At 61.0% G+C, this 23,497-nt stretch carries 27 protein-coding genes and 1 pseudogene; 16 read left to right on the plus strand and 12 right to left on the minus strand.

Annotated elements, in window-relative coordinates:
* Positions 1–75 precede the first annotated feature (75 nt).
* The gene (locus I6F12_RS11615) at positions 76–300 is read right to left on the minus strand and encodes a hypothetical protein (protein ID WP_225156299.1); all 225 of its coding nucleotides are present in this window, start codon (positions 298–300) and stop codon (positions 76–78) included.
* Positions 301–416: 116 nt separating this feature from the next.
* On the opposite strand from I6F12_RS11615, the gene I6F12_RS11620 reads away from it, so the two are divergent.
* Positions 417–623 carry a cold-shock protein gene (locus I6F12_RS11620; RefSeq protein WP_225156300.1) on the plus strand — a complete coding sequence of 69 codons (207 nt, stop codon included), beginning with the start codon at positions 417–419 and terminating at the stop codon, positions 621–623.
* Positions 624–1,564: 941 nt separating this feature from the next.
* Here the strand turns inward: I6F12_RS11620 and I6F12_RS11625 are convergent.
* The 4 genes and pseudogenes from I6F12_RS11625 to I6F12_RS11640 form a co-directional block, all read right to left on the minus strand.
* Positions 1,565–2,017: a hypothetical protein gene (locus tag I6F12_RS11625; RefSeq protein WP_225126531.1), complete on the minus strand. Its 453-nt coding sequence runs from the start codon at positions 2,015–2,017 to the stop codon at positions 1,565–1,567.
* An 81-nt stretch (positions 2,018–2,098) separates the two neighbouring features.
* Entirely contained in the window at positions 2,099–2,290 is a 192-nt protein-coding gene (locus I6F12_RS11630; protein WP_225156303.1) for a hypothetical protein, read from the minus strand.
* Between the two features lie 727 nt (positions 2,291–3,017).
* Complete coding sequence (locus tag I6F12_RS11635) at positions 3,018–4,202, minus strand: TlpA disulfide reductase family protein (protein ID WP_225156305.1); 1,185 nt, start codon at positions 4,200–4,202, stop codon at positions 3,018–3,020.
* Between the two features lie 403 nt (positions 4,203–4,605).
* Positions 4,606–4,840 (minus strand): annotated as a pseudogene (locus I6F12_RS11640) (winged helix-turn-helix transcriptional regulator); the annotation flags it as partial.
* A 408-nt stretch (positions 4,841–5,248) separates the two neighbouring features.
* On the opposite strand from I6F12_RS11640, the gene I6F12_RS11645 reads away from it, so the two are divergent.
* The 3 genes from I6F12_RS11645 (at position 5,249) to I6F12_RS11655 (ending at position 7,015) form a co-directional block, all read left to right on the plus strand.
* A complete protein-coding gene (locus I6F12_RS11645; RefSeq protein WP_225156307.1) occupies positions 5,249–5,794 on the plus strand; it encodes a TlpA disulfide reductase family protein in 546 nt (181 codons plus the stop codon).
* A 592-nt stretch (positions 5,795–6,386) separates the two neighbouring features.
* Positions 6,387–6,581 carry a hypothetical protein gene (locus tag I6F12_RS11650; protein ID WP_225156309.1) on the plus strand — a complete coding sequence of 65 codons (195 nt, stop codon included), beginning with the start codon at positions 6,387–6,389 and terminating at the stop codon, positions 6,579–6,581.
* A 14-nt stretch (positions 6,582–6,595) separates the two neighbouring features.
* Positions 6,596–7,015 carry a hypothetical protein gene (locus I6F12_RS11655; RefSeq protein WP_225133385.1) on the plus strand — a complete coding sequence of 140 codons (420 nt, stop codon included), beginning with the start codon at positions 6,596–6,598 and terminating at the stop codon, positions 7,013–7,015.
* Positions 7,016–7,384: 369 nt separating this feature from the next.
* On the opposite strand, the gene I6F12_RS11660 is transcribed toward I6F12_RS11655, so the two are convergent.
* The 3 genes from I6F12_RS11660 to I6F12_RS11670 are packed head-to-tail and all read right to left on the minus strand — an operon-like array spanning position 7,385 to position 9,635.
* Positions 7,385–7,708 carry a hypothetical protein gene (locus tag I6F12_RS11660; protein ID WP_225125086.1) on the minus strand — a complete coding sequence of 108 codons (324 nt, stop codon included), beginning with the start codon at positions 7,706–7,708 and terminating at the stop codon, positions 7,385–7,387.
* Positions 7,709–7,745: 37 nt separating this feature from the next.
* Entirely contained in the window at positions 7,746–9,428 is a 1,683-nt protein-coding gene (locus I6F12_RS11665) for a DNA polymerase/3'-5' exonuclease PolX (protein ID WP_225156311.1), read from the minus strand.
* The gene (locus tag I6F12_RS11670; RefSeq protein ID WP_225125090.1) at positions 9,429–9,635 is read right to left on the minus strand and encodes a hypothetical protein; all 207 of its coding nucleotides are present in this window, start codon (positions 9,633–9,635) and stop codon (positions 9,429–9,431) included.
* A gap of 787 nt (positions 9,636–10,422) precedes the next feature.
* Between I6F12_RS11670 and I6F12_RS11675 the strand changes: the two genes are divergently transcribed.
* Both I6F12_RS11675 and I6F12_RS11680 read left to right on the plus strand, forming a co-directional pair.
* Positions 10,423–10,644 carry a hypothetical protein gene (locus I6F12_RS11675; RefSeq protein WP_225156314.1) on the plus strand — a complete coding sequence of 74 codons (222 nt, stop codon included), beginning with the start codon at positions 10,423–10,425 and terminating at the stop codon, positions 10,642–10,644.
* On the plus strand, positions 10,641–11,099 hold the full coding sequence (locus tag I6F12_RS11680; protein ID WP_225156316.1) for a hypothetical protein: 459 nt from the start codon (positions 10,641–10,643) through the stop codon (positions 11,097–11,099). Before I6F12_RS11675 ends, I6F12_RS11680 begins: the two co-directional genes overlap by 4 nt.
* A gap of 129 nt (positions 11,100–11,228) precedes the next feature.
* On the opposite strand, the gene I6F12_RS11685 is transcribed toward I6F12_RS11680, so the two are convergent.
* Positions 11,229–11,408, minus strand: coding sequence for a hypothetical protein (locus I6F12_RS11685; protein ID WP_225133382.1), 180 nt, complete (start codon positions 11,406–11,408; stop codon positions 11,229–11,231).
* Between the two features lie 646 nt (positions 11,409–12,054).
* Positions 12,055–12,561: a hypothetical protein gene (locus I6F12_RS11690; RefSeq protein ID WP_225156318.1), complete on the minus strand. Its 507-nt coding sequence runs from the start codon at positions 12,559–12,561 to the stop codon at positions 12,055–12,057.
* A gap of 18 nt (positions 12,562–12,579) precedes the next feature.
* On the opposite strand from I6F12_RS11690, the gene I6F12_RS11695 reads away from it, so the two are divergent.
* Positions 12,580–13,671, plus strand: a complete 1,092-nt coding sequence (locus I6F12_RS11695) for a recombinase family protein (RefSeq protein WP_345944162.1) — start codon at positions 12,580–12,582, stop codon at positions 13,669–13,671.
* 524 nt (positions 13,672–14,195) lie between these two features.
* Here I6F12_RS11695 and I6F12_RS11700 read toward each other — a convergent pair.
* Positions 14,196–14,861, minus strand: coding sequence for an RraA family protein (locus I6F12_RS11700; protein WP_225156320.1), 666 nt, complete (start codon positions 14,859–14,861; stop codon positions 14,196–14,198).
* A 21-nt stretch (positions 14,862–14,882) separates the two neighbouring features.
* Positions 14,883–16,091: an aspartate transaminase gene (locus tag I6F12_RS11705; protein ID WP_225156322.1), complete on the minus strand. Its 1,209-nt coding sequence runs from the start codon at positions 16,089–16,091 to the stop codon at positions 14,883–14,885.
* A 141-nt stretch (positions 16,092–16,232) separates the two neighbouring features.
* Between I6F12_RS11705 and nac the strand changes: the two genes are divergently transcribed.
* The 9 genes from nac to I6F12_RS11750 all read left to right on the plus strand — a co-directional run bounded on the left by nac (position 16,233) and on the right by I6F12_RS11750 (position 23,494).
* Positions 16,233–17,171 carry a nitrogen assimilation transcriptional regulator NAC gene (nac, locus tag I6F12_RS11710; protein WP_225156324.1) on the plus strand — a complete coding sequence of 313 codons (939 nt, stop codon included), beginning with the start codon at positions 16,233–16,235 and terminating at the stop codon, positions 17,169–17,171.
* A gap of 112 nt (positions 17,172–17,283) precedes the next feature.
* Positions 17,284–17,724, plus strand: coding sequence for an acetyl-CoA carboxylase biotin carboxyl carrier protein subunit (locus I6F12_RS11715; RefSeq protein WP_225125123.1), 441 nt, complete (start codon positions 17,284–17,286; stop codon positions 17,722–17,724).
* A 4-nt stretch (positions 17,725–17,728) separates the two neighbouring features.
* Positions 17,729–19,081, plus strand: coding sequence for an acetyl-CoA carboxylase biotin carboxylase subunit (gene accC / locus I6F12_RS11720; protein WP_225125161.1), 1,353 nt, complete (start codon positions 17,729–17,731; stop codon positions 19,079–19,081).
* On the plus strand, positions 19,078–19,737 hold the full coding sequence (gene pxpB, locus I6F12_RS11725; RefSeq protein ID WP_225125172.1) for a 5-oxoprolinase subunit PxpB: 660 nt from the start codon (positions 19,078–19,080) through the stop codon (positions 19,735–19,737). The genes accC and pxpB overlap by 4 nt, the downstream gene beginning before the upstream one ends.
* Complete coding sequence (locus I6F12_RS11730; RefSeq protein WP_225125174.1) at positions 19,734–20,720, plus strand: biotin-dependent carboxyltransferase family protein; 987 nt, start codon at positions 19,734–19,736, stop codon at positions 20,718–20,720. Before pxpB ends, I6F12_RS11730 begins: the two co-directional genes overlap by 4 nt.
* Positions 20,717–21,136: a biotin/lipoyl-containing protein gene (locus tag I6F12_RS11735; RefSeq protein ID WP_225125176.1), complete on the plus strand. Its 420-nt coding sequence runs from the start codon at positions 20,717–20,719 to the stop codon at positions 21,134–21,136. Before I6F12_RS11730 ends, I6F12_RS11735 begins: the two co-directional genes overlap by 4 nt.
* A complete protein-coding gene (locus I6F12_RS11740; protein WP_225125188.1) occupies positions 21,133–21,921 on the plus strand; it encodes a 5-oxoprolinase subunit PxpA in 789 nt (262 codons plus the stop codon). The genes I6F12_RS11735 and I6F12_RS11740 overlap by 4 nt, the downstream gene beginning before the upstream one ends.
* 89 nt (positions 21,922–22,010) lie before the next feature.
* Positions 22,011–22,778 (plus strand): SDR family oxidoreductase, encoded by a 768-nt coding sequence (locus tag I6F12_RS11745; protein ID WP_225125190.1) that lies wholly within the window; start codon positions 22,011–22,013, stop codon positions 22,776–22,778.
* A 14-nt stretch (positions 22,779–22,792) separates the two neighbouring features.
* Entirely contained in the window at positions 22,793–23,494 is a 702-nt protein-coding gene (locus I6F12_RS11750; RefSeq protein ID WP_225125192.1) for an amino acid ABC transporter permease, read from the plus strand.
* Positions 23,495–23,497: the final 3 nt, after the last annotated feature.

Consider the following 23,497-nt stretch of genomic DNA (forward strand, 5'->3'; position numbering starts at 1 on the left):
CCCGGACGGTTCCTGCAGATCAAAACAGAATTGTCGCGGTGGGCTGCGAGGCGTCATGATCCTACTCAAATCAAGCTACACAAAAGGCATCTTGATTTGACCGGACTTCTCGCGCCGAAAACGAAAGACCCCGGCATGAAAGCCGGGGCTCCCGTTGATGCCACGGCGTACATCCGGCCGCGACAACCAAGCGACAGTTAGCACGCGGTTTTCGAAGAAAATGTGACCTTCGCGTCGTCGTTCTTGAATATCGGCGGATTTCAAGGTGCTTGTACTTCGCACGACGATCACGCCGGGCATTCCAAGGCCTACGACCAGGCGAGACAACAGATCCCTTGCCACCTCGCGCAGAGACTTGCCGCACGGTCCTTCATTGATTTAGATGAGAAGGTGTTTTTTCTTTTGGAGCAAATGACGTGGCGTTAGGGACTGTTAAGTGGTTCAATCCGACGAAAGGCTATGGATTCATTGCGCCGGACGATGGTGGCAAAGATGTTTTCGCGCACATCTCTGCGGTAGAGAAGGCGGGCTATACCTCGCTTGTTGAAGGCGCGAAGGTCAGCTACGAGCTGGTGACGAACCTCAGCGGCAAACAAGCCGCAGAAAATCTCCGCCTAGGATGAGGCGGGGCTCGACGTCCTGGCGTTCTTTGAGCTAGTCCGAATCTCGCGCTCTTGAGACATTTGGAAGATGTCCCAGTTGGCGCTCGAGGGCGGCCAAAGTCGAGCGGGCTGAATTCAAACGTGCGGTCGCCTCAGTTAGGTTGGCCCACGCTTCGTTCTGCCGCGAGACAGCTGCCGAGCCGATCTTACGGCTATTCTTAAGACACCGCGTGTCTTGGCTGCGTAAGGCGCGCCCCAATTCAGGCAGTATCCTGGTCAGCGCTCGATGCGCGGAATGTTCTTTTCGCTCCAGGCCGTCGACCACGGCGAGGGCCTCGCGACAGTGCGTATCGCTTCGATGGTTCTGTCTTCGAGGTTGCTATTGTCGCTAATCCGATTCTTTTTCTCCCTCGAGCTCTTAACGGGTGCCGTCCTGCACGAGATCCTCCCCGGGCTGCACGGCTAATATGTCGTGACCTCTGCGCCGTTCAGGGAAAGGCCTCGCGCCGGCCGATAGGTCACATTGAAAGGGCGGATCAGGCATCCAGCGTGCTCGTGATTGTTATCTTTGAGCTACACTCAGAGCGGCCCAAGCGTCGAGCCTCGACCGATCATCGCAGAGTGGCAGTTTCGTGGCGGTCGTATGCGGCATCGACCAAACGGCGACGGATCACAGATACGGCCAGCCGCTCTCGTGAATGTGGTGTGCTGTCGACGCGCGATCGTGGAAGCGGAGATCCGTCCACCTGCAATAAAGAGAGCTCATCACCATTGGATTCGGTTGAGCCAACTCTTTCAGTGGACTCGCAGATCGCCACGTCCTCCTTGATGTCAGCTCTGTTCGGACCGCGCGCAACCAAACGGCCTCTTCGATGGATTGATCTGGCCGAATGACGGCTGACGCCTCGACCGCCTTTGGGGCAACGGCGCCGATCGACTTTCTTCCCCTGCCGGCTGCGCCGTCATTCCTCGCGAAATAAGAAAGTCGCCTGGCTGCCATCCTCCGCTGACGCTTGGTCATTGCACCGCCGGATTTGCCGTTCGCACCAGGCATGAAAGCGAGGATTGATCGTTGACATCTCGCCTTCGTCGCGCAAGAGGTCGCGATGACGCAACATCTCGCGGAGATACTCATCCCACATCACAGCCTGCGGCCACGGCGCAGACTCCGGTTTGAAGCGGTATTGTTGGTAGCCACCGCGCCAGAGCGGCAGCACCTCCATTGGATCCACTTTGATGCCGTACCGCTCTGTTACCGCTCGAGGGGTGGCGATTGCCTCCGCGAGTGCCCTGCGGAACTCCACATCACCGACTAACCGCTCCATGAAGCGTTTGAGGTGCGACAGCGTGCACAGTTGCTCCGAGGTGCGCCGGTCAAAAATCTGTCGGTAGTGTTCGGCGGCAGCGTGTGTCATTTGACGAAGCTTACTTCATGTTCTCATCGCACTCATGGCCTCCTCGAGCAACCCGCCGATGCGGGTCGGAGCGAAGCCATGTCAGACCTCGGTCACGACCGCAACAATAACAACCACAACAACTGCAACGAGATCAACTGCGTTGGCGTGGGCAGCGGCCGCTTCCGCGGCTTGCGCGCCGCTCGTGGCCACCTCCGCAACGGCCTGCACAGCGCCGGTCGAGATCGTATCACTCGAATAAACAGTGCCACCGGCGAGCCGTTTAGTCGTCAACTTCTGTCGAGCTCGAATGCAACTGTTAGCTTCATCAAGTGTGAAGCTGTAGCCGAGGCTCTTTCGGATCGCGACAATCGATGCAAGGCCGGTAGCAGTTGGTTTTACGCGTTCGAGCAGACACCCTCGTTCCCCAGATCGTCGACGAATCGCTCTACGTCAGTTCGCGACACAGCCAGTCTCCGTGCCTTTGCTCGAAGTCGCCAACCATCTCGGGCTCACAAGCGATCGGTACCGACGCCGTGAACAAGGCAAGAGGCGTTGAAGATTGTTGATTTTTCGTTTTTCTGACCCTACGTATCGTCCACTTGGTGACACTTTGTTGCCGAACTGACAACCGGCCCGCTAGGCGGGACGAGGTTTTCGTTGTCGGTGTCCAAACGCAGCGGCTTGGGGCGACATCAAAGGGCGGAATGGACGACTTCGGACGTTGCTGATCGTTGGTGCGACCTTGATTCAAGTTGCTTGACGAGTTGAATGCGCCGCTCTGCATTCGGACTGCAAAGACGACCGATCATGGTCGCATCCGTGGCACTCGCTAACAAGATTTGCCGCGCATCATCTAGGCCTTGCTCGTCAAGGCGCGGCATTTAACAGGCGCCGGCGGCAATGTTGAAATCTTGATCGAAGGAACACTCCAGCCGAGGCAAGGTGCAAATCTGGATGAACCTTGAACGACCACTGGCCGCCAGAGAAATGGATGATGGCCAGCGAGCAATTCCGACACTCACCCTTCTTTTTGTTGTTTGCTCCGTTGCCTGCGCTTTGACGCTGTCGGAAACCCGTCTTGCGGAGTTGCACAAACAGTCCCATAGCAAGCCTTCTCACCCTTGTAGTTGGCCAGCGCTTCGACCAACGTCGACATGACGTCCTGTTTCATTTCGTCGGGGATAGGCTCAGGACCTCCTAGCGAGTTCAACGCCACCTCGATCAATTCGATCGCGCGATCCTTGTTGCCGCTCTCATAATAATACTGAGCGACCGTCCCATAGGACAGGTACTTAAAGCCACCGTCCCCTTGCGGAGGATTCAGCGCAAGAATGTGTTCGGACAACTCTTTGCCCATCGCGAGGCGCTCGGCAGACGGGAAGTGGGAGTTGTCATTCGCCGGATCAAAGAGTTGGCGCAGCGCCCACTCCATCCACTGCTCATCGTTTTTGTCGATCGCGTCGCGAGCGAATTGCCTCAAAACCGGCAAGCCGGTCTGCAAGTTGCGCAGTTTGTGAAGCAACAGTTCCGCATGGAGCGCGCGGAAGCGGAGATCGTCCGGCATCACCGCGACGGCCTCTTCAACCGTCGAAAGCGCCTTTGCCCAATCCTCCGCCTCCATCGCCGGCTGAAGCTTGGCGAGTATAGGCTCAATCAGCGCCCGCTTGCGCTTCATTTCGCGCATTTCGCGCCGTCCGCTGTCGATCCGCTCTGTATCGGCGGCTTTAGCTTCATCGCTGGTGCGCCAGCTGCCGTTAAGAATTTTCGGCAAGACGTCATCGAGCTGTGTCGGAAAACCGACAAAGGCGATGCGGCCGTCACGGTCAACGACGAACGAGGTGGGAATCCCGACAGAAAAGCTGGGATCCATCCAAAGCTTGTTCATTTCGCCTGTGGAGTCGAACCCGATCCGAAAGTTCAGGTTCGAGAACTTGTCGGTCAACCACGCGTCCAAGCTTGTTCGGGCCTCGTCCGCCGTTGGAGCTTGTTCGTAAGCTGCGACGCCGAGCAGCTCAAGTCCGCTGTCTTTGTATTTCTCTTGCAGCTGTACTAGATGAGGCATCACTGCCGTACATGGCCCGCACCAAGTTGCCCAAAATTCGACGATGTACACCTTCCCGGGCTGGAAGCTCGTCAGGGGCTCGCCGCGCAGCCAATTCTCCACCTTGATCGGAGGAGCCGGGGACTCCATGCGCAGCACCATGTTGTTCTCCAAAACTATTGCCACTCGTTGCGCGACTTTGTGCGCTAGCCCGTCTCTCTCAGAAACGGAGCACACCTTCAAGAGAAGGAGAGCATCACTCGTTTTGCGCATCTGATGTGCGCTCAGCCCTCACTCCGTGTTTCTGCATCCAAATAGCAACAAGCGTGCCATCTCGGTCAGCACCCATCAAGCGCCTGATTACGCTTTGAAAACTCCAAGGCGCCCCAAACGCAGCCGGTGTTTTGAACCTGACAAATTTGTCCCGTGTCAGACGTTGGACACGGAATCCAAGAGGGGTGAGCGCTTGGTCATGCGATCCGATCCGGCAAGATCTCGTGTCTAGGACTGCCGCCGCCCTAACGCATCATGTAGCAATGGCAGATAGGATCGATTTCGCAAGGGAGGCGCGCTCCCGTTCCAGGGTGACCAGCACAAGCATTTGAATAGGTCTTCCCACCGCCTTCGGCGAGACGATTGAGACGTCGGTTTCGATGATGCCCTCAGAGCGGAGCCTCTTCAGTCGTCGTTGACAGGGCGGTAGCAGAAAGCCCGGCCATTTCGCCGAGCACCTCGGAAGTTAGGCGGTTGTTCTTTCGCACAATCTCGAGGATGTGGGCGTCTACTCGATCATATCGCATGATCAGCTCCCGCCTGAGGTGAATTCCGCCGTGAAATTCTATGCGATGCAGGAAATCGTCCAAACCTCGGGAAAGTGCGCCGCAAATAGGTTCAGGACAATGCACGCAGACGACATGGCACAGACCTTGCTCACAGACCTTGCTACTGGAGTGCGGCAATAGCGAACGAGTGCTGGTGCAAACAGATGCGCACCACCCGAAGCTCTGCTTCCTTGAACGGATGTAACCCCTCATGAGGGAAAACCTTCCTGCTTGTGACTTGGATCGTCCTCGCGCTTAGCGGCGGCACCGACATTCGCCGCGGATCTCGCTGGGAAGCCCCCATGCGGCAAGCCGGTCGCGCCTGCGATCAGAGATCAGCTACACAAAAAATCGCCCAAGGTCGGGCACTAAGTTTTGGAGAGTAACATGGTGCTCGGATTAGAATCTCCAGCTCCTCCGATAAAAGTGGAGAACTGGCTGCGTGGCGAGCCCCTCTCGAGCTTCCAGCCTGGGAAGGTGTACATCGTCGAGTTTTGGGCAACTTGGTGCGGACCGTGTGTCGCGGCGGTCCCGGAACTGGTGCAGTTGCAAGAGAAATACAAAAACAGCGGCATTGAGGTCCTCGGACTCGCGGCTCTTGAACGCGCTCAAACAGCGGACGAGGCCCGAGACAAGTTGGACGCCTGGTTGACTGAAAAGGTACCGAATCTCAATTACCGGATCGGGTTCGACTACACAGGCGAAATGGAAAAGCTCTGGCTGGATGCCAGCTTGTCTGTCGGGATTCCCACCTCGTTCGTGGTCGACCGTGACGGCCGCATCGCCTTTGTCGGTTTTCCGACACAGCTCGATGACGTTTTGCCGAAAATTCTGACCGGCAGCTGGCGGACCAGCGATGAAGCTAAAGCCGCCGAAACAGAGCGGATCGCCGAAAACGAGCGTATAATGCGCGAAATGGAGCAAGAAGCCTGACTGAGCCGCTTTTCGCCAAACTTAGGCTAGCGATGGAGAGATTGGGCGAAGCCGCGTTCTGCCCTCGACGAGGCGTCGCTCTAAGGCCGCATGAGCTTAGAGTCCGCCTCCTCCATGCGGATCCGTTGCTTCGAACGGACCGGGTTTCCAGCTGCGAATGAATTTGTTCGCGGCGCGATCGACAAATACTGTGGGCTGTGGATGGAAGGGGCGGGACGAGTGCCTTCGGCACCTTTAGCTAAACGGTGTGCGGTCCCATTGGCGACAAAGGATGTGCGAGTCATCAAGAGGGCCTACAAAAAAGTGGTTCATCAGCGGTGGCGCCTAAAGCTAGCGCTGTCCCCACGACTGGACTGCACCCCTGCAGTGAGACACGATAATTACAGTGAGAGTGGGTTGTCGTGAATCGTTACCGCGCGTTGTTTTGCGCGAACGCGGCTTCGAACCCAATAGGTTTGCGGGCGGGGCATCGGCACCCGTAATCTTGCACCCGTTTCTAGTTCGGTCGTATTTTCCACAAAGGCTAACATGCCCGAATCCACACGCCGGCAAAACCGGGCTAAGATTGGATTTTCCCTTCTGGGGGCACCTCATGTTCGATACGGCAACCATCGCGCTTTTGCGCGCGGTCCTTGATCAAGTGTGCGAAAGCGTCTTAGGACGACAGATCGGCGCACGTACGCACGTTGCTTCGAAGATCCTGGAAACCGGGGGCGAAGTCTCTCGCGAGAGGCTTAGGCAGATTGGGCGAGATGCCCTTTCGCACGCGCCCACGATGTGGCGTTGATCGGGGGGGCGGACGTGAACTTCCAAGTCACGGTCCTCAAGATCCTGGTGGCATATCCGGATGGGTTTGCCGTGATGGAGGACCTCAAGAGGGACATGGCCATCCTGGCGACCAGCGGACGCGATTGGGCGGACCGGACCAGACGCCTCGCGGCGCGGGTGCCGGATCTCGACATCTGGTCACAAGGGCTCATCGAACGCACAAGCGGTGGTTGGAGGCTGACTTCCAAAGGGCGGGAAGTGCTTGAATTTATGGAAGCCCGACCGATGCCGGAGCCAATCCAAGCGGCGGCGGCCAGCGAGACGACCCCGCCGGTAGCCGAAATAGCGGCGGTTCCTCCACTGACGCAGCCCGCCGACCGTGCGAAGCTGCGGCGCGAACGCCGTGAACGCCGCCGCGAAGCCCGCGAACGAGCCAGGGCGAACGCCTCCTAGTCAAAGAAAAAAGCCGCCAGCGGAGCTCGGCGGCTTAATAGTCCCGGACTGTCGATTGCCTCCCCAGCCCCAAAGCGTACCGCCGCTACCTTGTTTGCGGTCATGCCGGCCCGATCTGCCGACCGCTTTTCGATTCGGCCATCAGGCGGCCGAGTTGTGCACCGAGCTCTTACAGGCCCGGTAGGGCCAGAAACGAAGTGGGCGGGAGGCGCACCCGCACGATATCGCCGGCCACGACCGCCCCTCCAACCCGCACCACGCCCAGCACCCCACATCTGAATGCAGGGCCCCTTTCCGCCGACGAGTGCACGCGCCGCTTAAGGCCCGCCCGGAAGCGGTCTATCAGGACACAGGGCGTCCGGAGGCCGGTCAACTCGACGATGGCTGTGGGCCCGAGTTCGATGAAGTCCCGAGCGGCATCCGTTCGAGGTCCAGGCCTGCATTGGTGATGTTCTCGCCGAGCTCTCCGGCTCCGACCACGAAACCAGCCTTCGAGAGGGATGCGAAGAGCTCGAATGGGATCAGGTGGACCTGCCGCAGGTTGGGAAGCCGGGGTCGGCGCCGGGCGAGATAGCGGTGCCCGACGAAGGGGCCGGCGTGGGCGTCGCCTTCGACGCCACGGCCTTCAACCAGCACGATCTGATCCCGTGACGGCTTGCTGAAGTGGTGCCCGCGATCGGCGGCGACCGCCACCACCTTCCCTCGAGCGAGAGGTCGTGCGCGTGCGACATCAGGCAGCGCGGGCGAGGGAGCGCCGCTTCTGTCGCAGGTAGCGCGTGATTTCTGGCAACGTCATCGCGTTCAGGATCCGGTCGGCAGGGACGTCGCCCTTGCGGGCCATCTGGACGCCCCAGTGCATGTGGTCGAGCTCGGGAATCGAGTGCGCGTCCGGATTGATGCTCAGCATGCAGCCAAATTCGAGGGCGGCCTGGTGCCAGCGCCAATCCAGGTCAAGACGCCACGGATGAGCGTTGATCTCGACGACGACGTCGTGCTTCGCGCATGCCCGAAGCACCTTCTCGACGTCGATTTCGTAGCCAGGTCGACGCTGGAGTTGTCGTCCGGTCATGTGGCCGATGATGGTGGTGCAAGGATGGGAGATCGCCCGAAGCAGGCGCTGCGTCTGTGCCTTGCGGTCCAGCTTGAAGCGGCCATGGATGCTGGCGACGAGGAAGTCGAAGCGTTCAAGCACCTCGTCGTCATAGTCGAGCGACCCGTCCGCCAGAATGTCGGACTCGATGCCTTTCAGGATCCGGAAATCCTTGCCGAAGCGCTTGTTGAGCCGGTCGGCTTCCCGGTGCTGCTGCGCGATCTCTTCCACGGAGAGACCCCCGGCATAGTGGGCGGACTTCGAATGGTCGGCGACCCCGAAATACTCGAAGCCGCGCTGGCGGGTTGCCTTCGCCATCGACTCCAGGGTCTCGATGCCGTCGGAAGCATCGGTGTGGCAGTGAAGGATTCCGCGCAGATCCTGGTCGGTGACGAGCTTCGGCAACTTGCCCTTCAGAGCCAGCTCGACCTCGTTGCGCCCCTCCCGGAGCTCGGGATCAATGAAGGGCAGCCCGAGAGCGTGGTAAATGTCGGGTTCGTCGCCGGCGATCAGCGGGCGGCCCTTGTGCAAGCCGTCGGCCTCCAACCGCATTCCCTTCTTAGAGGCTATCTCTCGGAGCTGCTCGATGTGAGCGGTGGAGCCGGTGGCGAAGAGAAGGGCGGCGCCGAAGTGTTTGCGGTCGGACAAGCGGATCCGCAGCCCATCGGTCTGAGCAGGCTCCGATGTCTTGCCACCCCTGGGAGCTTCCGCAACGATCGTTAGTTCGCGGACGAGCTCGCAACCGCGCCGGAAGTCGCCTGCGAGCGTCACGCGCTTCAGCTCGGGATGGGCCTTTCGGATCGAATCCTTCGCCTGCGCAAGCAGAGCGGCGGCACGGTGCAGGTGGAGGCGGCCTTCTCCGCTTTTGGCGATCGCCAGATTCTGCAGGATCTTGGTCTGCAGCGCGGCTCCGAGCCCCTTGACCTTCTTGATGCGGTCCTCCTTGGCGGCGGCCTCCAGCTCCGCGAGCGAGCCGATGCCAAGATCCTTGTAGAGGCGCAGCACTTTCTCCGGACGCAGACCCGGAACGGCAAGCATCTCGAGCACCCCCTCGGGAATCTCCTTCCGCAGCTTTTCGAGGCTCGGGTGAGTGCCCGTCTTGTGAAGCTTGGTGATGATGTCGGCTATCGCATCGCCGACACCCGGAATCTCAGTCAGACGATCTTCGGCGATGAGCGCATCCAGAGGAACGGCAATAGCCGCTAGGCTGTCGGCGGCCCGAGAGTAGGCTTTTGCCCGGTAGGGGTTGCCGCCACGCAACGCGGTGCGCTGCGCATATTCCCGCAGGAGTTCTGTAACGTTCCGAGCGTCGATGGAAGTCACTCAACGAACCTCCTGCCCGGTGCGATGAGGACTCGTTGCGGCAAAGCGAGTTCGAGGGGCCATGTCGTCGTTGGGCCGACTGTCCAGAGATCTCTCGAGCTTCTGCGCTGCCCGGAAGTCTTCCAGGTGTTGCGTGTTCGGGCCGTAAGCCGCCTCCTTCTTGAGGAGGTTATAGATCCGGCCGACCACAAGCTGCAGGTGCTTCATCCGACCCTTCGGCATCGATCGGGCCTTGCAAAGAGCTCGGACGGCGTAGGCGCGGAAATAGTCGAATGCGTCTGACATGATCGGTAAACGCCTGTTCCCGCCGATAGTTTTGTCGCCAAGGCTGTCACACGCGCCCTGTCAAAGGCCCCCGGGTAGTGCTTAAAAGGCGGGTGCCGCACCTGCGCCGGCTTTGCCCGATACTCGACCTCGGCGAGTGACTTCGCTGTTCTGCTCATCCGGCTCCACGGCTCGCGCTCAATCCGTCCTAAATCGGTGGCGGTTTGCTCGTTTGCTTGCAAGCACGCCGAGCGGCCCGTGACGGGTCATAAGCGATCCATAAGGCCGTTCTTCGCTGGGGCCCGATCGTGTGTTCACTAGCTGACAGAGTCCGGGAAAAATCAAAGGAACCTGCAGTGGTCGATCGCAATCTCCGCGAACCCGTTGTGATCGACACAAAGGCCCAGCCGGTCAGCCTCCCGTGGGGGTCTTTAGTACACGGGTCACAAAGCGGTGAACTTAACATAGGTGCGGCAGTGACACGCTGCACGGCAGCACGCAATCGATCGGTTGAGAACCCCGCACTGCTCGCCATGGCCCGACACCGTTATGTCGATATTCGGTCGAGCTCGACCAAGCTGAGGCGATCGTCAGGGACGTCGGAGAAAGCCACTGCACCGTCCTATGCCCATGATGCAGAGCGTAGAAGGTGTCCCAGTGGCGATTGGGTCAGTTAGGAACGAGGGCTCGGACTCCACATTGCTTATGAGGTGCAATCGGGAGTCTCAGCATGGCAGTGCAAATCGTGATGGATCACAGCGGCGACAGCCAGCACTTCTTCGACAACTCCAATGCAGAAGCATTGGTAGAGGCGGAAAGACTTTTTCTCCAGTTTACCAGCAAAGGATATACCGCGGCGGTCCGGAAGCGGCCCGGTGAGGTAACCCGGATCACCGCGTTCGATCCGACGGCCGAAGAGACATTGTTCTTCCCGCGGCTAGTGGGCGGGTGAGCACCGGTAAGAAAAGGATCGGTCGCATCGGCCCGTGGACCGACCGGAGCTTGGCCGTTGGTAGGCTTTATCAAGCAGCAAAGGAGGAGAAAACGGTTCAGGGTCGAGCGCTGCGACTGCTGCGTTCTTGGCTTTCGCCCCAGCAAAGGGTCGAATTCGATAGGAAAGGATATTTCGACGTCGTGGGGTGCGATACCGGAAAGCGGTACCGCATCCGGCTGGGAACGTCCGGCAACGTCAACGAGATCGACGAATACGGGCGGCTCGGGACAGGGTGGTGCTTCGTTCCGGTGGGTGGCTTGGTCCTGGGCGATGTCATGCTCGCCCAAAAAATAGCTCTTGAAATGGATGAGGCACGGGTCTTGAGCATCGCCAATAGCTTCCCGGGGCCGATCCGTTGGCGCCGACCCGGTACTCCGCCCGAGGGGAGAATTCCGCTCGGACGTGTCGGGTAGAGGCAGACCGGCGTCGCCGACGGGCCAGCCTTCTGTGCGGCGGCCGGTAGCGTGGTGCGCGAGGCCCGCAGCGTCGCGGCGGCCGAGAAGCTGGCGCGCGAGCGCGGCCAACAAAACGCTCCGGTGCCGTCACGAGGCACGCTGCTTGCGCTCGTGCACGTACGACCGAATAGCGATCAGAACGATCAACGCCGACGTCGCGAGAGCGCTGGTGATCACCAGCCGCGGCTCGGCGGGGCCCTCGGCGAGGGAACGCGCAAAATCGACGATGTATTGTGCCGTCTCCAAGAGAAATTCCAAACGGGACATGGATGCCTCCTTTTGCGTGATCCGCTGCGCGCCGGTATGGGAGCGCGGCGTCACGGTTAGAGGATGATATCGGGCAGCAACTGTCGAGAGCCTCGCCGCGCACCTTTAAACAATAAATGCGGTTGAGAAGGCGCCGCGGGCCTTGCGGCTTGCCAAGAGTGTCCGTCAGCAGCCGATGTGCGGGCCCTTCCCAAGTGATTGACTATGACGCAGAAGGGGACCGCCAATACCGCGTCAACGCAATTGCCTTGTCCCACACGTCATCGGGACATCGGCCTTCCTTCTCGATGGCCTGCCCAATCGCGCAGATCCTTAGCCAAGCGTCGGCTTGAGCATTCTCGATGCGGACGTCCGTGAGCCATTGTTGCCGGTGTTATTGGCGAGGTGCCGGGCCAGGCTACGTTCATGGGACTAGGACTGAGCCCGGGGCAGTTCACTGAGCCCAAGCTCAGCCTTCACAACATCATCGTCAATGATCAACATTGAAGCTCACTCCTCAGTTTGGAAGCGACTTCGAAGCTGGTGATGTCTTCAGGGTGGGCTACCGGGCCGAGCTGCGGAAACATCGAACAGCCGCGAAGATCGCGGGTGTCAACGACTTGGCTCTCCTCCGCAGCGTCGATGAAGCCAGTGGCCGTCACGGTAGCTACGACGCCGTCTGTTTGTGCCGATATCGTCCTTTTCTGCGCGATCCGACATACTCAAGGACTTGCGCTTTCTGAAGAGCACCAATGTCCCGACGCGCAGTTTTCAGACATACCTCCCATTCCGCTACGATTTCCTTGGCGCCGCACCGACCTCCTTCCGCCAGACGTGCCAGAAACCAGCGTTGTCGTTCGCTGAGCTCAATTTGATCAGGGACATTTATGGGGACACGTTTAGGGACACGTTCAGGGTCATCTTTTTGCGCAATTGCTAGCGGCTTCCTGCCAGCGGCTTCGCCAGCGACATAGGCCTTTCGAGCTGTGGCGAGCGAGAAGCGATCAACCGGATCGGATGGCGGACGTGCCGCCGGGCTTTCGATCAGACCAAGAACGAAAGCCCTGATGATGGGCGACGAAACCACGAGACGTAGGAAATACACTGTATCCGGGCCATGCTGTGCCGACAGCCAGTGCTTGACGCTTCTCTCGCTCGCGTCGGTTTGGTGCATGAGTTGTTTGACCGCCCTATGGCTGTCACCGTGCTCCTTGCGCAGTGGCGGAAATTCGCCGGGACCTCCGTTGCCGGAAATCAGAAGGCGCAAGTTGTGACGAGCCGGACCTTCTACGAAAGTAACCAGTTGGAACAGCCGGAATGTCCTATTTGGGCCGCAGAATACGTTCGCATGTCGACGGACCACCAGAAGTACTCGACAGAAAATCAGTCAGACGCAATCAAGCAATATGCCGAAGCCCGCGGGATCAAGATTGTACGAACATATGTCGACGCGGGAAAAAGCGGCTTGAAGATCGAGGGGCGTGATGCGCTCCGACAGCTCATCGAAGATGTACAATCCGGCAACTGCGATTTCACGTTGGTTCTTGTCTATGATGTCAGCCGCTGGGGCCGATTTCAGGATGCCGACGAAAGCGCCTATTATGAATATATCTGTCGTCGCGCGGGCATCGCCGTCGAGTACTGCGCGGAGCAATTTGACAATGACGGCAGCCCGATTTCGACCATCGTCAAAGGCGTCAAGCGCGCGATGGCCGGCGAATATAGCCGCGAGCTTTCTACCAAAGTGTTTGCGGGTCAGGGGCGACTGATCGAAAAGGGCTACCGTCAGGGTGGTGCGGCAGGATTTGGCTTGCGGCGAACCTTGATCGACGAACGTGGCGCGATCAAAGGAGTTCTCGGGCGCGGCGAGCAAAAGAGTATCCAGACTGATCGCGTGATCTTGACCCTCGGCCCCCAGGAAGAAGTCGCTCTCGTCCGCAATGTTTACGAGGCTTTCGTTCATGAGGGTCGCAGCGAGGGAGAGATTGCTGCCGATCTCAATGAACAGGGTATCACAACCGATCTTGGGCGTCCCTGGACCAGGGGTACGGTCCATCAACTTCTGATCAATGAGAAATATGCCGGCGACAACGTTTGGAATCGTTGTTCCTCCAAGTTGAAGAAAAGGCGAGTGCGCAACGAACCGGGCATGTGGATTCGGGCGTACAATGCATTCGATCCGCTCGTCGAACGCGAGCTTTTCGAAGCTGCGAGAACGATGATTAACGCGCGCTCGTTTCGCCTCGGTCGCGCGCCGAGCTTCCGAACTCTCCAGAGCGCGTAGTACGGCTCCCGCATCCGAGCTGGCGTCAATGGATCAAGAGCTAGCGCGTCTTCAAGGGCGGCTCACCGATCTTCAAGAGCAGCATCGAAATCTGGCGAACCTCGTCGCCAACATCAAGCATTGGCTCTTGGGCGCGGCTGGGACCTATGAGATGGCAAAGCCGAGTCGCGCCAAGCCTGAGGGGACGAAGGCAACCCCGGCGCAAGCGGTGTCGAACCTGCGAGCGCAGATCAAGGCGCTCGCCGCAGAGCGTGTAAGAGTTCTGCAAGCGGCGCTACCTCTCGCCGATATCAAGAAGCAGGCATCAGCTTATGTCGCTGATCAGCGAGAGCGCGGCCGACCAAAGATTACCTTTGAACATGGGCGGCCTTTCCAAGCTCGATTTGAAAGTTCAGTTGAGGGCGCCTGGACGGCAAAGCAGGACATCGGCGCTGCGCTCGCTTGGCTCGACCCCGTGCGCGTCGTCGAGGATACTGAGGCGAGCAACCCGGACTGCCGCGCGATCAGAATGTCGTCATTGCCGCTCAGTTCGCGCAACGAGCCTCGAGCGCATCGACGAAAGCGCGATCCCATCGGCCCTCACGGATCGCGTGGATGGTACCGTGTTCCTTTTGCTCCTGGGCCAGTGCTTTCTCGATGACCGTTGCAGCCAGGGAGGGTGGGAATGCAAGAAGGCCGTCCTGATCACCTACGATGATGTCGCCCGCGTTCACGGGCATGCCGCCGACGGTGATCGGGACGTTGATCGCTCCAGGACCATCTTTGTAGGGACCGCGATGGGTCACACCGCGCGCGTACACGGGAAAAGTGCGCTGACGAATTTCCGCGAGATCGCGAATGGCGCCGTCGAGCACCATGCCGGCAAGCCCGAGCGAGGCCGCGCCCAACGTCATGATGCCGCCGACCAGTGCGTTGGAGATATCGCCGCCGGCATCGACAACCATCACGTCGCCGGGATGACAAAAGTCGTAGGCGCGCAGGATGGCGAGGTTGTCGCCGCCCCGCGTCTTCACCGTCACCGCGGTGCCCGCCATCGGCGCCGGTGAGTGATAGGGGATTAGCCCGATGCTGCCGCAATTGCGGTGCAACTGATCGCTGAGCAAGGCGACCGGAATAGTCATCAGTTTTGCGATCACCGCAGGATCGACTTGCGGGGCTGAGGGGTTCTTTGCGATGCCGGCGTCTGACATGGGATGCTTTCGATGGGGGTGTCAGCGGAGTTCGGAAACAGCGCGAGCGATACGATTGGTGCCGTCGTCGAGCACATCGAGCGACGTGGCGATCGAGATGCGGAAGTACGGCGACAACCCATAGGCGCTACCTTGAACTACCGCAACGCCAACGCTTTCGAGCAGGTACATGGCGACGTCGCTGTCGGTTTCGAGGCGCGCCCCGGCCGGAGTGGTTCGACCGATCAGGCCAGCGCAATTGACGTAGAGATAGAACGCGCCATCGGGCGGCAGGCAGCTCAAGCCCTCGATCTGGTTGATGCGCGTCAGCACGCGGTCGCGGCGGGTACGGTAAATCGCGACGCTTTCGGAAACGAAGCTCTGATCACCGTTGAGCGCTTCGACAGCGGCGGCCTGGCTGATCGAGCAGGCGTTGCCGGCTGCCTGCGACAGCAGCGTGTTCAGCGCACGGATCAGATCGGCGGGCCCGGCGATCCAGCCGATCCGCCAGCCGGTCATCGCGTAGGTCTTCGACACGCCGTTGACCGCAGCCACGCGGTCCGCCAGCTCGGGTGCAGCGTTCAGCAAATGCGGCGTTGCGCGGCCGTCGAAGCGGATGTGTTCGTAGATGTCATCGGTCATGACAAGTACGTGGGGATGCCGTGCGAGGACTTCGGCCAACATGCGGTACTCCGCAGCTGAGTAGCTCGCGCCTGTCGGATTCGAAGGCGAGTTGATGATCAGCCATCGTGTCTTGCCCGTGATTGCCGCTTCGAGCTGCGCCGGTGAGATCTTGAAGCCTTGGCTTTCCGGGCACGCGACAATCTTCGGAACGCCGTCGCAGGCAATCACCATATCGGGGTACGACACCCAGTAGGGCGCCGGGATGATCACCTCGTCGCCGGCCTCGATCGTCGCCTCCAGCGCGCTGTAGATGCCGCTCTTGCAACCGTTGGTGACGATGATGTCGGAAGGTGAGTAGACGAGATTGTTTTCGCGCTTCAGTTTCGCGGCAATCGCCTGGCGCAGATCGACGGAGCCGGCCAACATCGTGTAGCGGGTTGCGCCCTTGTCCATTGCCTTTGAGGCCGCGGCGCGAATGTTCGCGGGCGTATCGAAATCCGGCTCGCCGACGACGAGGCTGACGATGTTCTTGCCCTCCCGCTTCAGCGTCGTTGCCCGATCGGCTGCCGCCGAGCTGGGCGAAGGCTTGATGCGCTTCACGCGTGCGGAGATCCGAGGATGGTTCATAGTGATTGACCCTGGCTAAGCGAGGTGCGACGCTAGAGACACAGCCGGCCGCTGGCCAACACGAGTTCAATCTGGCCTGATAGGCATATCTTATGGATACTCTGCTCCCGGTCAGAGCAGAAGGTGGTCTGAGGAGACGACATGAATCTCAGGCGACTGCAGTATTTCGTGAAGATCGTCGACGTCGGCAGCCTGACGCAAGCGGCCGATGTGCTGCATGTGGCGCAGCCGGCGCTCAGTCAACAGCTCGCGACCCTGGAAGGTGAGGTGCGTCAGCAGCTTCTGGTGCGCACCAAAAGCGGCGTAGTGCCGACCGAGGCCGGAAAGGTGCTGTATCGCCACGCCCAGCTCATCCTCCGGCAATGCGACCAGGCGCGTGCCGACATGAATGCGGCCGCGAAGAACATCTCCGGCGCCGTGGCCGTGGGACTCGCGCCAGGGACTGCCGCGGCAGGACTGGCTTTGCCGCTGCTGCGGGCGGTACGGGCGCGGCACCCCGGCATTCTGCTCTATTTGAACGAGACCTATGGCACCACGCTTTCCGAGCTCGTAATGAACGGCCGCATGGACTTGGCGGTTCTCTACGGCGGCAAGACTGCCGTCCACGGTCTAGCCTTCCAGCCGTTGCTGCGCGAGCCGCTCTACCTTGTCGGCCGCGGCAGCATGGTGGCGCCACCGGCCGAAGTGCCGCTCGCGATGCTCGTGGACACCGAACTCTACCTCGCGCGTCCCTACAATGTGGTCCGCAAGATGGTGAACGACGCGTTCGCGGCTATCGGCAAGGTGCCGAAAGTCGTGGCGGAAATCGAATCCGCCAGCACCCTGGCTGCCGTGATCTCCGATGGACTCGGCGCCACCATCCTGCCCGAATCGATGGCACGGCAGGTCGCTTCGTCCTGCGATGCCTGGCAATCCTGCATTATCGATCCGGTGATCGAGGCCCCGCTGGCGCTGTGCCAGTCCGATCACTTGCCGCTGTCCGAACCGGCGCAGGCGATCAAGGAGATTCTGCTGGAGCTTGTGGCCGGTCTGCCGGGAAACCTCGTAGCGCCTGAAGAGCGGTCTCAAAAGGCGTCATAGCGCTCCCTTATAGGGGCAAAGCCAATCCGTCTTGGTCGGCAGGAATCGATAGCGCTAGCGTCGAGTTCGGCGTTGCATGTGCAGGGCCACGATCCCGTATGGGGGGCGGAACATGGATTTGGACCGGATCAAGTGCCTGATCGATGCGATGGCTGCGTCTGATCTGAACGAGATGGAGTTCAGCGAAGACGGCTGGTCGCTCAGGCTGGTTCGTCGGGAGCAGCCGAACGATATGGTCCGGGCACCGATCAACAAGGCCCCGTCCGCACACGCCACACAGCGGCCGACTCGTGCCGAGCCCGATGCAACGCCGAAGAGCGAGGCGAACGTCGCAGCCCCCCTGTTCGGAATTGTCCATCTGCAGCCGGCGCCGGATGCGCCGGTCTTCGTTTCGGTAGGGCAGGCTGTGACGGCCGGAACACCACTCTGTGTCATCGAGGCGATGAAGATGTTCCACGAGGTTCGCGCCGAACAAGACGGCACGGTGTCCGCGATCCTGGTTGCATCTGGTCAGGAAGTTGAGGCCGGACAAGAACTGATACGGTTTGCGTGATCCCATGTTTAACTCGGTTCTCATAGCCAACCGGGGAGAGATCGCTCTGCGCATCCAGAGGACGTGTCGGCGTCTGGGGCTGCGTACGATCGTAGTCCATTCCGAAGCCGATCGAGAGGCGCTGTATGTGCGCCATGCCGACCAGGCGCTATGTATCGGGCCGGCCGCGGCCGCGCAGAGCTACCTGAACCAGAAGGCGATTTTGTTTGCGGCCGAGGTCAGTGGTGCCGAGGCGGTCCATCCCGGCTACGGATTTCTGTCCGAGAATGCCAGCTTTGCCGAGCAGGTCGAGGCCGCGGGGCTGAAGTTCATTGGTCCGGCCGCCGCGAGCATGCGCGTCATGGGTGACAAGATCGCGGCCAAGCGCGCCATGAGAGCGGCGGGCGTTCCATGCGTCCCCGGTCCCGATGCGGCCCTGACTGAGGATATTGATGTCGTGCGCATGGCGGCACACGAGATCGGCTATCCCGTGATCCTGAAAGCCGCGGGCGGCGGCGGCGGTCGCGGCATGCGGATGGTAGAGAGCGAAGACGGCTTGCGCGATGCGCTGCTCCTAACTCGAGAAGAAGCGCGGCGGGCGTTCGGCAACAGCGAAATCTATGTCGAGAAATTCCTTGGTCGCCCGCGCCACGTCGAGATCCAGGTGATCGCCGATGCGCACGGTAACGCGGTCTGGCTTGGCAGCCGCGATTGCTCGCTACAGCGGCGGCATCAGAAGGTGATCGAGGAGGCGCCAGCCCCGCTGATTCGGGATGCACTAGTCCGCGAAATCGGCGAGCGCTGCGCGGAGGCTTGCCGGCAGATCGGCTATCGCGGCGTCGGCACCTTCGAGTTTCTGGTCGAAGATGACGCGTTCTACTTCATCGAGATGAATACGCGCCTTCAGGTAGAACATCCGATTACCGAAATGACCACCGGGATCGATCTCGTCGAGGCTCAGATCCGTGTGGCGCAGGGTGAAAGGCTGCCGTTCAGGCAGGGCGACATCGCCTGTCACGGTCATGCGTTCGAGTGCCGCATCAATGCCGAAGACCCGGACAGCTTCGTGCCTTCGCCCGGTGTGATTAATATCTGGCAGATGCCGGGTGGACCTGGCGTGCGCATCGACAGTCACGCGAGTGCCGGTTACCGCGTGTCGTCGTACTACGACTCGCTGCTCGGCAAGCTTATCGTCCATGGCGCGACGCGCGAGGAGGCGTTGGCGCGGTTGCGGGTGGCGCTCGACGAGGCCCGAATCCAGGGGATTGCAACCAACCTGCCGCTACACCGGCGCCTCGTCGACGATCCCGATTTTATCAGCGGCGGTGTTAGCATCCACCATCTCGAGACGAATTTTCGGCGGAGCGGGCAGCCATGACGACGGATCGGCCTCGCACAAGCCTGCTCGGGACGACGGCCCTGCTGTTCGAGGCGCCGGGCGAGACCTCGCTCGAAACGCAGCGGCGGATCTGGGCCATGGCGCACGAGGCTGCCGGATTTCCCGGCGTGCGCGAAGCTGTGCCAGGCATGAACAACCTTATGTTGGCTTTCGTCGAGCCGCCGCGGCGGCCAGAGGAGATCGAACAAAGGCTGATCGAACTCTGGAACGTCGTCGCGCCGCTTCCGATCGCCGGGCGCTGCATCGATCTGCCCGTCGTCTATGGTGGCGAAGCTGGACCGCATATGTCCGATGTCGTCGAATACACCGGCATGAGTGTCGATGAGATCGTCGAACGCCACAGCGCGCCGACCTACACCGTATTTGCGCTCGGAAGTCACCCCGGCTATTGTTACCTCGGCGGCATGGATGTTCGCATCGCGACCCCGCGCCGCAAGGTGCCGGTGCTGAAGATTCCGCGTGGAGCCGTGTCAATCGGCGGTAGTCAGACCGGCGTGTCTGCCTCCGACGGACCCAGCGGATGGAACACGATCGGCAGTACAGAGGTCGCATTCTTCGATGTGAATCGCAGCCCGCCCGCGCTACTTCAGCCGGGCGACAGCGTCCGCTTCAAGGCCGCCCGGGTGCTGCGATGATCAGGGTTTTGTCAGCGGCCGCGCTTGCGACGGTCCAGGATCTCGGCCGTACCGGTGGGCTCAATCTTGGCGTCGGAACATCGGGCGCTATGGATCCGCTCGCGCTCGCCGGTGGCAACATTCTGCTGCGCAACGAGGAGAACGCAGCGGCCATTGAGATCCCGGTTTTTCCCTTCAAGGTCCGGTTCGAGCGCTCGACCGTTTTTGCCGTCACCGGCGCCGACTGCGCGGGACGGCTCGATGAAGCGCCGGTGTTGCCGTGGTGGGTGCATCGCGCCGAAGCGGGACAAGTGCTGTCGCTTTCGCTTCCCAAACAGACGACATGGCGGGCGACCCGCGCCTATCTGTGCATCGCGGATGGCATTGACGTGCCGGCTGTGCTCGGCTCGCGCAGCACGCAGTTGAGAGGCTCGTTTGGTGGCCACGAGGGGCGGCCGCTCCGCGACGGTGACGAACTGCCGACCGGCCGTTCGAACGACCGGGCCGCGTCTGGCTTCGGTCTAGTTCCGCCCGGCCTGGCGCTTCCCCTTGAGGCCGATGGCATGCCCGCCGTTCGCGTGTTGCCGGCTGCCGAGTACGACTGCTTCAGCAATTCATCGCACGATGCATTGTGGTCGACGGCCTGGAAAATTACCGCGCAGAGCGACCGCTATGGCTACAGGCTTGCCGGCCGTGAGCTCAACCCGCTGCGTCCACTGGAATTGCGCTCGCATGGCATCGTGCCCGGCGTCATTCAGGTGCCCCATGGCGGCCAGCCCATCATCCAGATGCGCGATGCACAGCCCTCCGGCGGCTATCCCAAAATCGGCACGGTGATCGAGGCAGACCTCTGGCGTCTCGGCCAAGCCCCGATCGGGAGCAGCGTTCGCTTCATACGCTGTAGCTGGGATGAAGCGCTCGATGCCTCGGCGGACATCCGCCGCTGGCTCGCAAACGCCCGTCGTCTGGTCGAGCTTCACTGCCGCGAAGGGAGAGGTCGATGAGCACGCCTCTCGATCACGTCGAGCAGTTGAGCGCCTGGCTCAAGGACGCCGATCTCGGGCTGCTCGAGCTGCGTGGTCCGAATGCTACGTTGCGCCTGGTGAACGATGGTGCATCGGTGCGCGTCCTTGATGGCGAGGAGATCGCGTCCGTCGACGAGCCCTCAATTACGGTCCGCGCTCCATCGCCGGGCATCTTTCTGGATCGTCACCCGCTTCACGAGCGCGCAATCGCTTTGGTCGCTGCCGATGTCCGGGCTGGCGATCCTCTCGGCTTCCTGCAAATCGGTCCTTTGCTTTTGGCCGTGCCCGCGCCTCGGGCAGGAACGCTGACCGATGTGCTGGTCGCGCACGGCACGATCGTTGGCTACGGCACGCCGCTGTTCGCACTGCAGCCGATCGAAGGTGAGACATCATGAAGATCGATCTCAACGCCGATATGGGCGAAGGTTTTGGTCCGTGGCCGATGGGCAACGACGAAGCGCTGATCGACCTCGTGTCTTCGGCCAACGTCGCGTGCGGCTTTCATGCCGGCGATCCCCTGATCATGCAGCGCACGGCGGAGCGCGCCAAGGCGCGCGGCGTCGACCTCGGGGCTCATGTCGGATTTCCGGACCGTCAGGGATTTGGCCGGCGCGTGATGCAGATCGACACCACCGAGCTTGCCGCCATGGTCACGTACCAGCTCGGCGCCCTCGATGGCATCGCGCGGGCCGTCGGGCATCGCGTCACGCATATGAGCTTTCACGGGGCGCTGGGCAACATGGCGGCTGCCGACGCCGATCTTGCCCGGCCATTGGTCCGCGCGGTCGCCGCGTTCGATCCCAATCTCCTGATCGTTTCCTCGAGCAGCCGCGCCATCGAGGGGGCGGCGGCGCAGTGCGGGATCAGGGTCGCCACGACGTTTCTGGCGGACCGGGCCTATGACGACGAGGGCCTGCTGGTGTCTCGGGCAAAGCCCGGTGCGGTCATTCACGATGCCGGGGTGGTCGCCGAGCGGGTCGAGCGTCTGCTGCGTGACGGAGTGGTCATCGCCGCCAGCGGAAAGGCGCTCGCGATGCCGGTCAAATCGATCCTGCTGCATGGGGATACCCAGGGCGCCGTCGAGCTGGCCCGAGGGATTCGCGCCTCGATCGAGGCGACCGGCGGGGAAATCGTGCCGGTTTCCCGGCTTGTGGCGGGCTCCGGCGGAGCGCGTGGATGATCATAAGGGGACCTTATCCCACCACAGTTAATCCGTCTTGGCGGTGAAGTTACGGGATCGTTTAGCGTGTTCAGAGGGTGAGGAACCAGATGCCATTCTCGGACTACAGGACTGCTCTCGTCACCGGCGCCTCGTCAGGAATCGGCCTGGCGGTTGTCGAGCGCCTGGCGCGTGAAGGCCTGATGGTCCATGCGCTCGCCCGGAGTGCGGATGCGCTGAGAGCTTTGGCCGATCGCACCGGCTGCATCCCGCACGCGGTCGACGTCAGAGATATCGCGGCTATCAGCAAGCTTGCTCAGGGCATCGAAGTCGACGTGCTCGTCAACAGCGCGGGCGTCGACCGGCCGAAGAAATTTCTTCAGGCGGATGCGGAGGACATCGATCTCCTGGTCGACGTCAACCTGCGCGCGATCCTGCATCTCTGCCGCCTGCTCGTGCCGGGCATGGCTCAGCGCGATCGCGGTCACGTGGTGAACATCACCTCGATCGCCGGCGCCTACAACTTCGCGGGCAATTCAAGCTACCACGCGACCAAGGCGGCCGTCAGCATGCTGACCAGTCAGCTCAGGATCGACTGCTTCGGCAAGCGCGTGCGCGTCACGGAGATCTGCCCAGGCCGGGTTGCAACCGATATCTTCGCCCATGTCCACGGCGACAGCGCCGAAACACGCGCGAACTTCATCGAAGGCTTTGAGCTGCCCGAGGCAAAGGACATTGCCGATGCGATCGCGTTTGCGATCGCGGCTCCCGTAGCGGTGAATGTGGGTTACATCGAAATCACTCCGACCTTGCAGGTGCCGGGTGGCCTGTCGACCACGCGCCCCGAGGGCTCCCCAAAACCCTTTCTCCCGACCTAGATGAGGGGCGCGCGATGAAGGGTTTCGACCTCATGGCCGTCCTGCTCAATCCGGAGTTCAGCCGGATGCTGGTCCATGGGGTGAAGATGACCTTTATCATCTTTATTGGCTCATGGTTGCTGGCGATGAGTCTCGGAATGATCCTTCTTGCGGTCCGGATGCTTCCGGGCCGGATTGCCAGCGGTTTTGTCGCGATCTACGTCTCCTACCACCGCAATGTGCCGACGCTGGTGCAGCTCATGCTCTGGTATTTCGGCATTTCGAGCCTGCTGCCAGGCTCCGTTCAGATGTGGCTCGGCGATCACAATGGCGAAGCGGTGTTTGCGGTCGTTGCTCTGGGGTTGTGTCAGGCTGCGTATTTCAGCGAAGATCAACGCTCCGGTCTGCGCGCCGTGCCGAGGGGGCAGTGGGAAGCCGCCCGTGCCCTGGGGCATAGCTACGTCGGAGCAATGACCTACATCCTGCTGCCGCAGGCGGTTCGCAACGCGATGCCGGCGCTGGTGAACCATACAGTCTCGCTGTTCAAGAACTCCAGTCTTGCGATGGCGATCGGCGTCGCCGAGCTCACCCACGCCGTCAAGGAGGTCGAGAACCAGAGTTTTCGACCGTTCGAGACTTATCTGATTGCCACGATCGTTTACCTCGTCTGCTCGCTGCTGCTGATGTGGCTTGGTCACTATCTCGAGCAGCGCAGCCGCATGGCCGGAGCGGTCTGATCA

This window comes from Bradyrhizobium sp. IC4059, from assembly GCF_020193615.1.
Taxonomy (GTDB): Bacteria; Pseudomonadota; Alphaproteobacteria; order Rhizobiales; family Xanthobacteraceae; genus Bradyrhizobium; species Bradyrhizobium yuanmingense.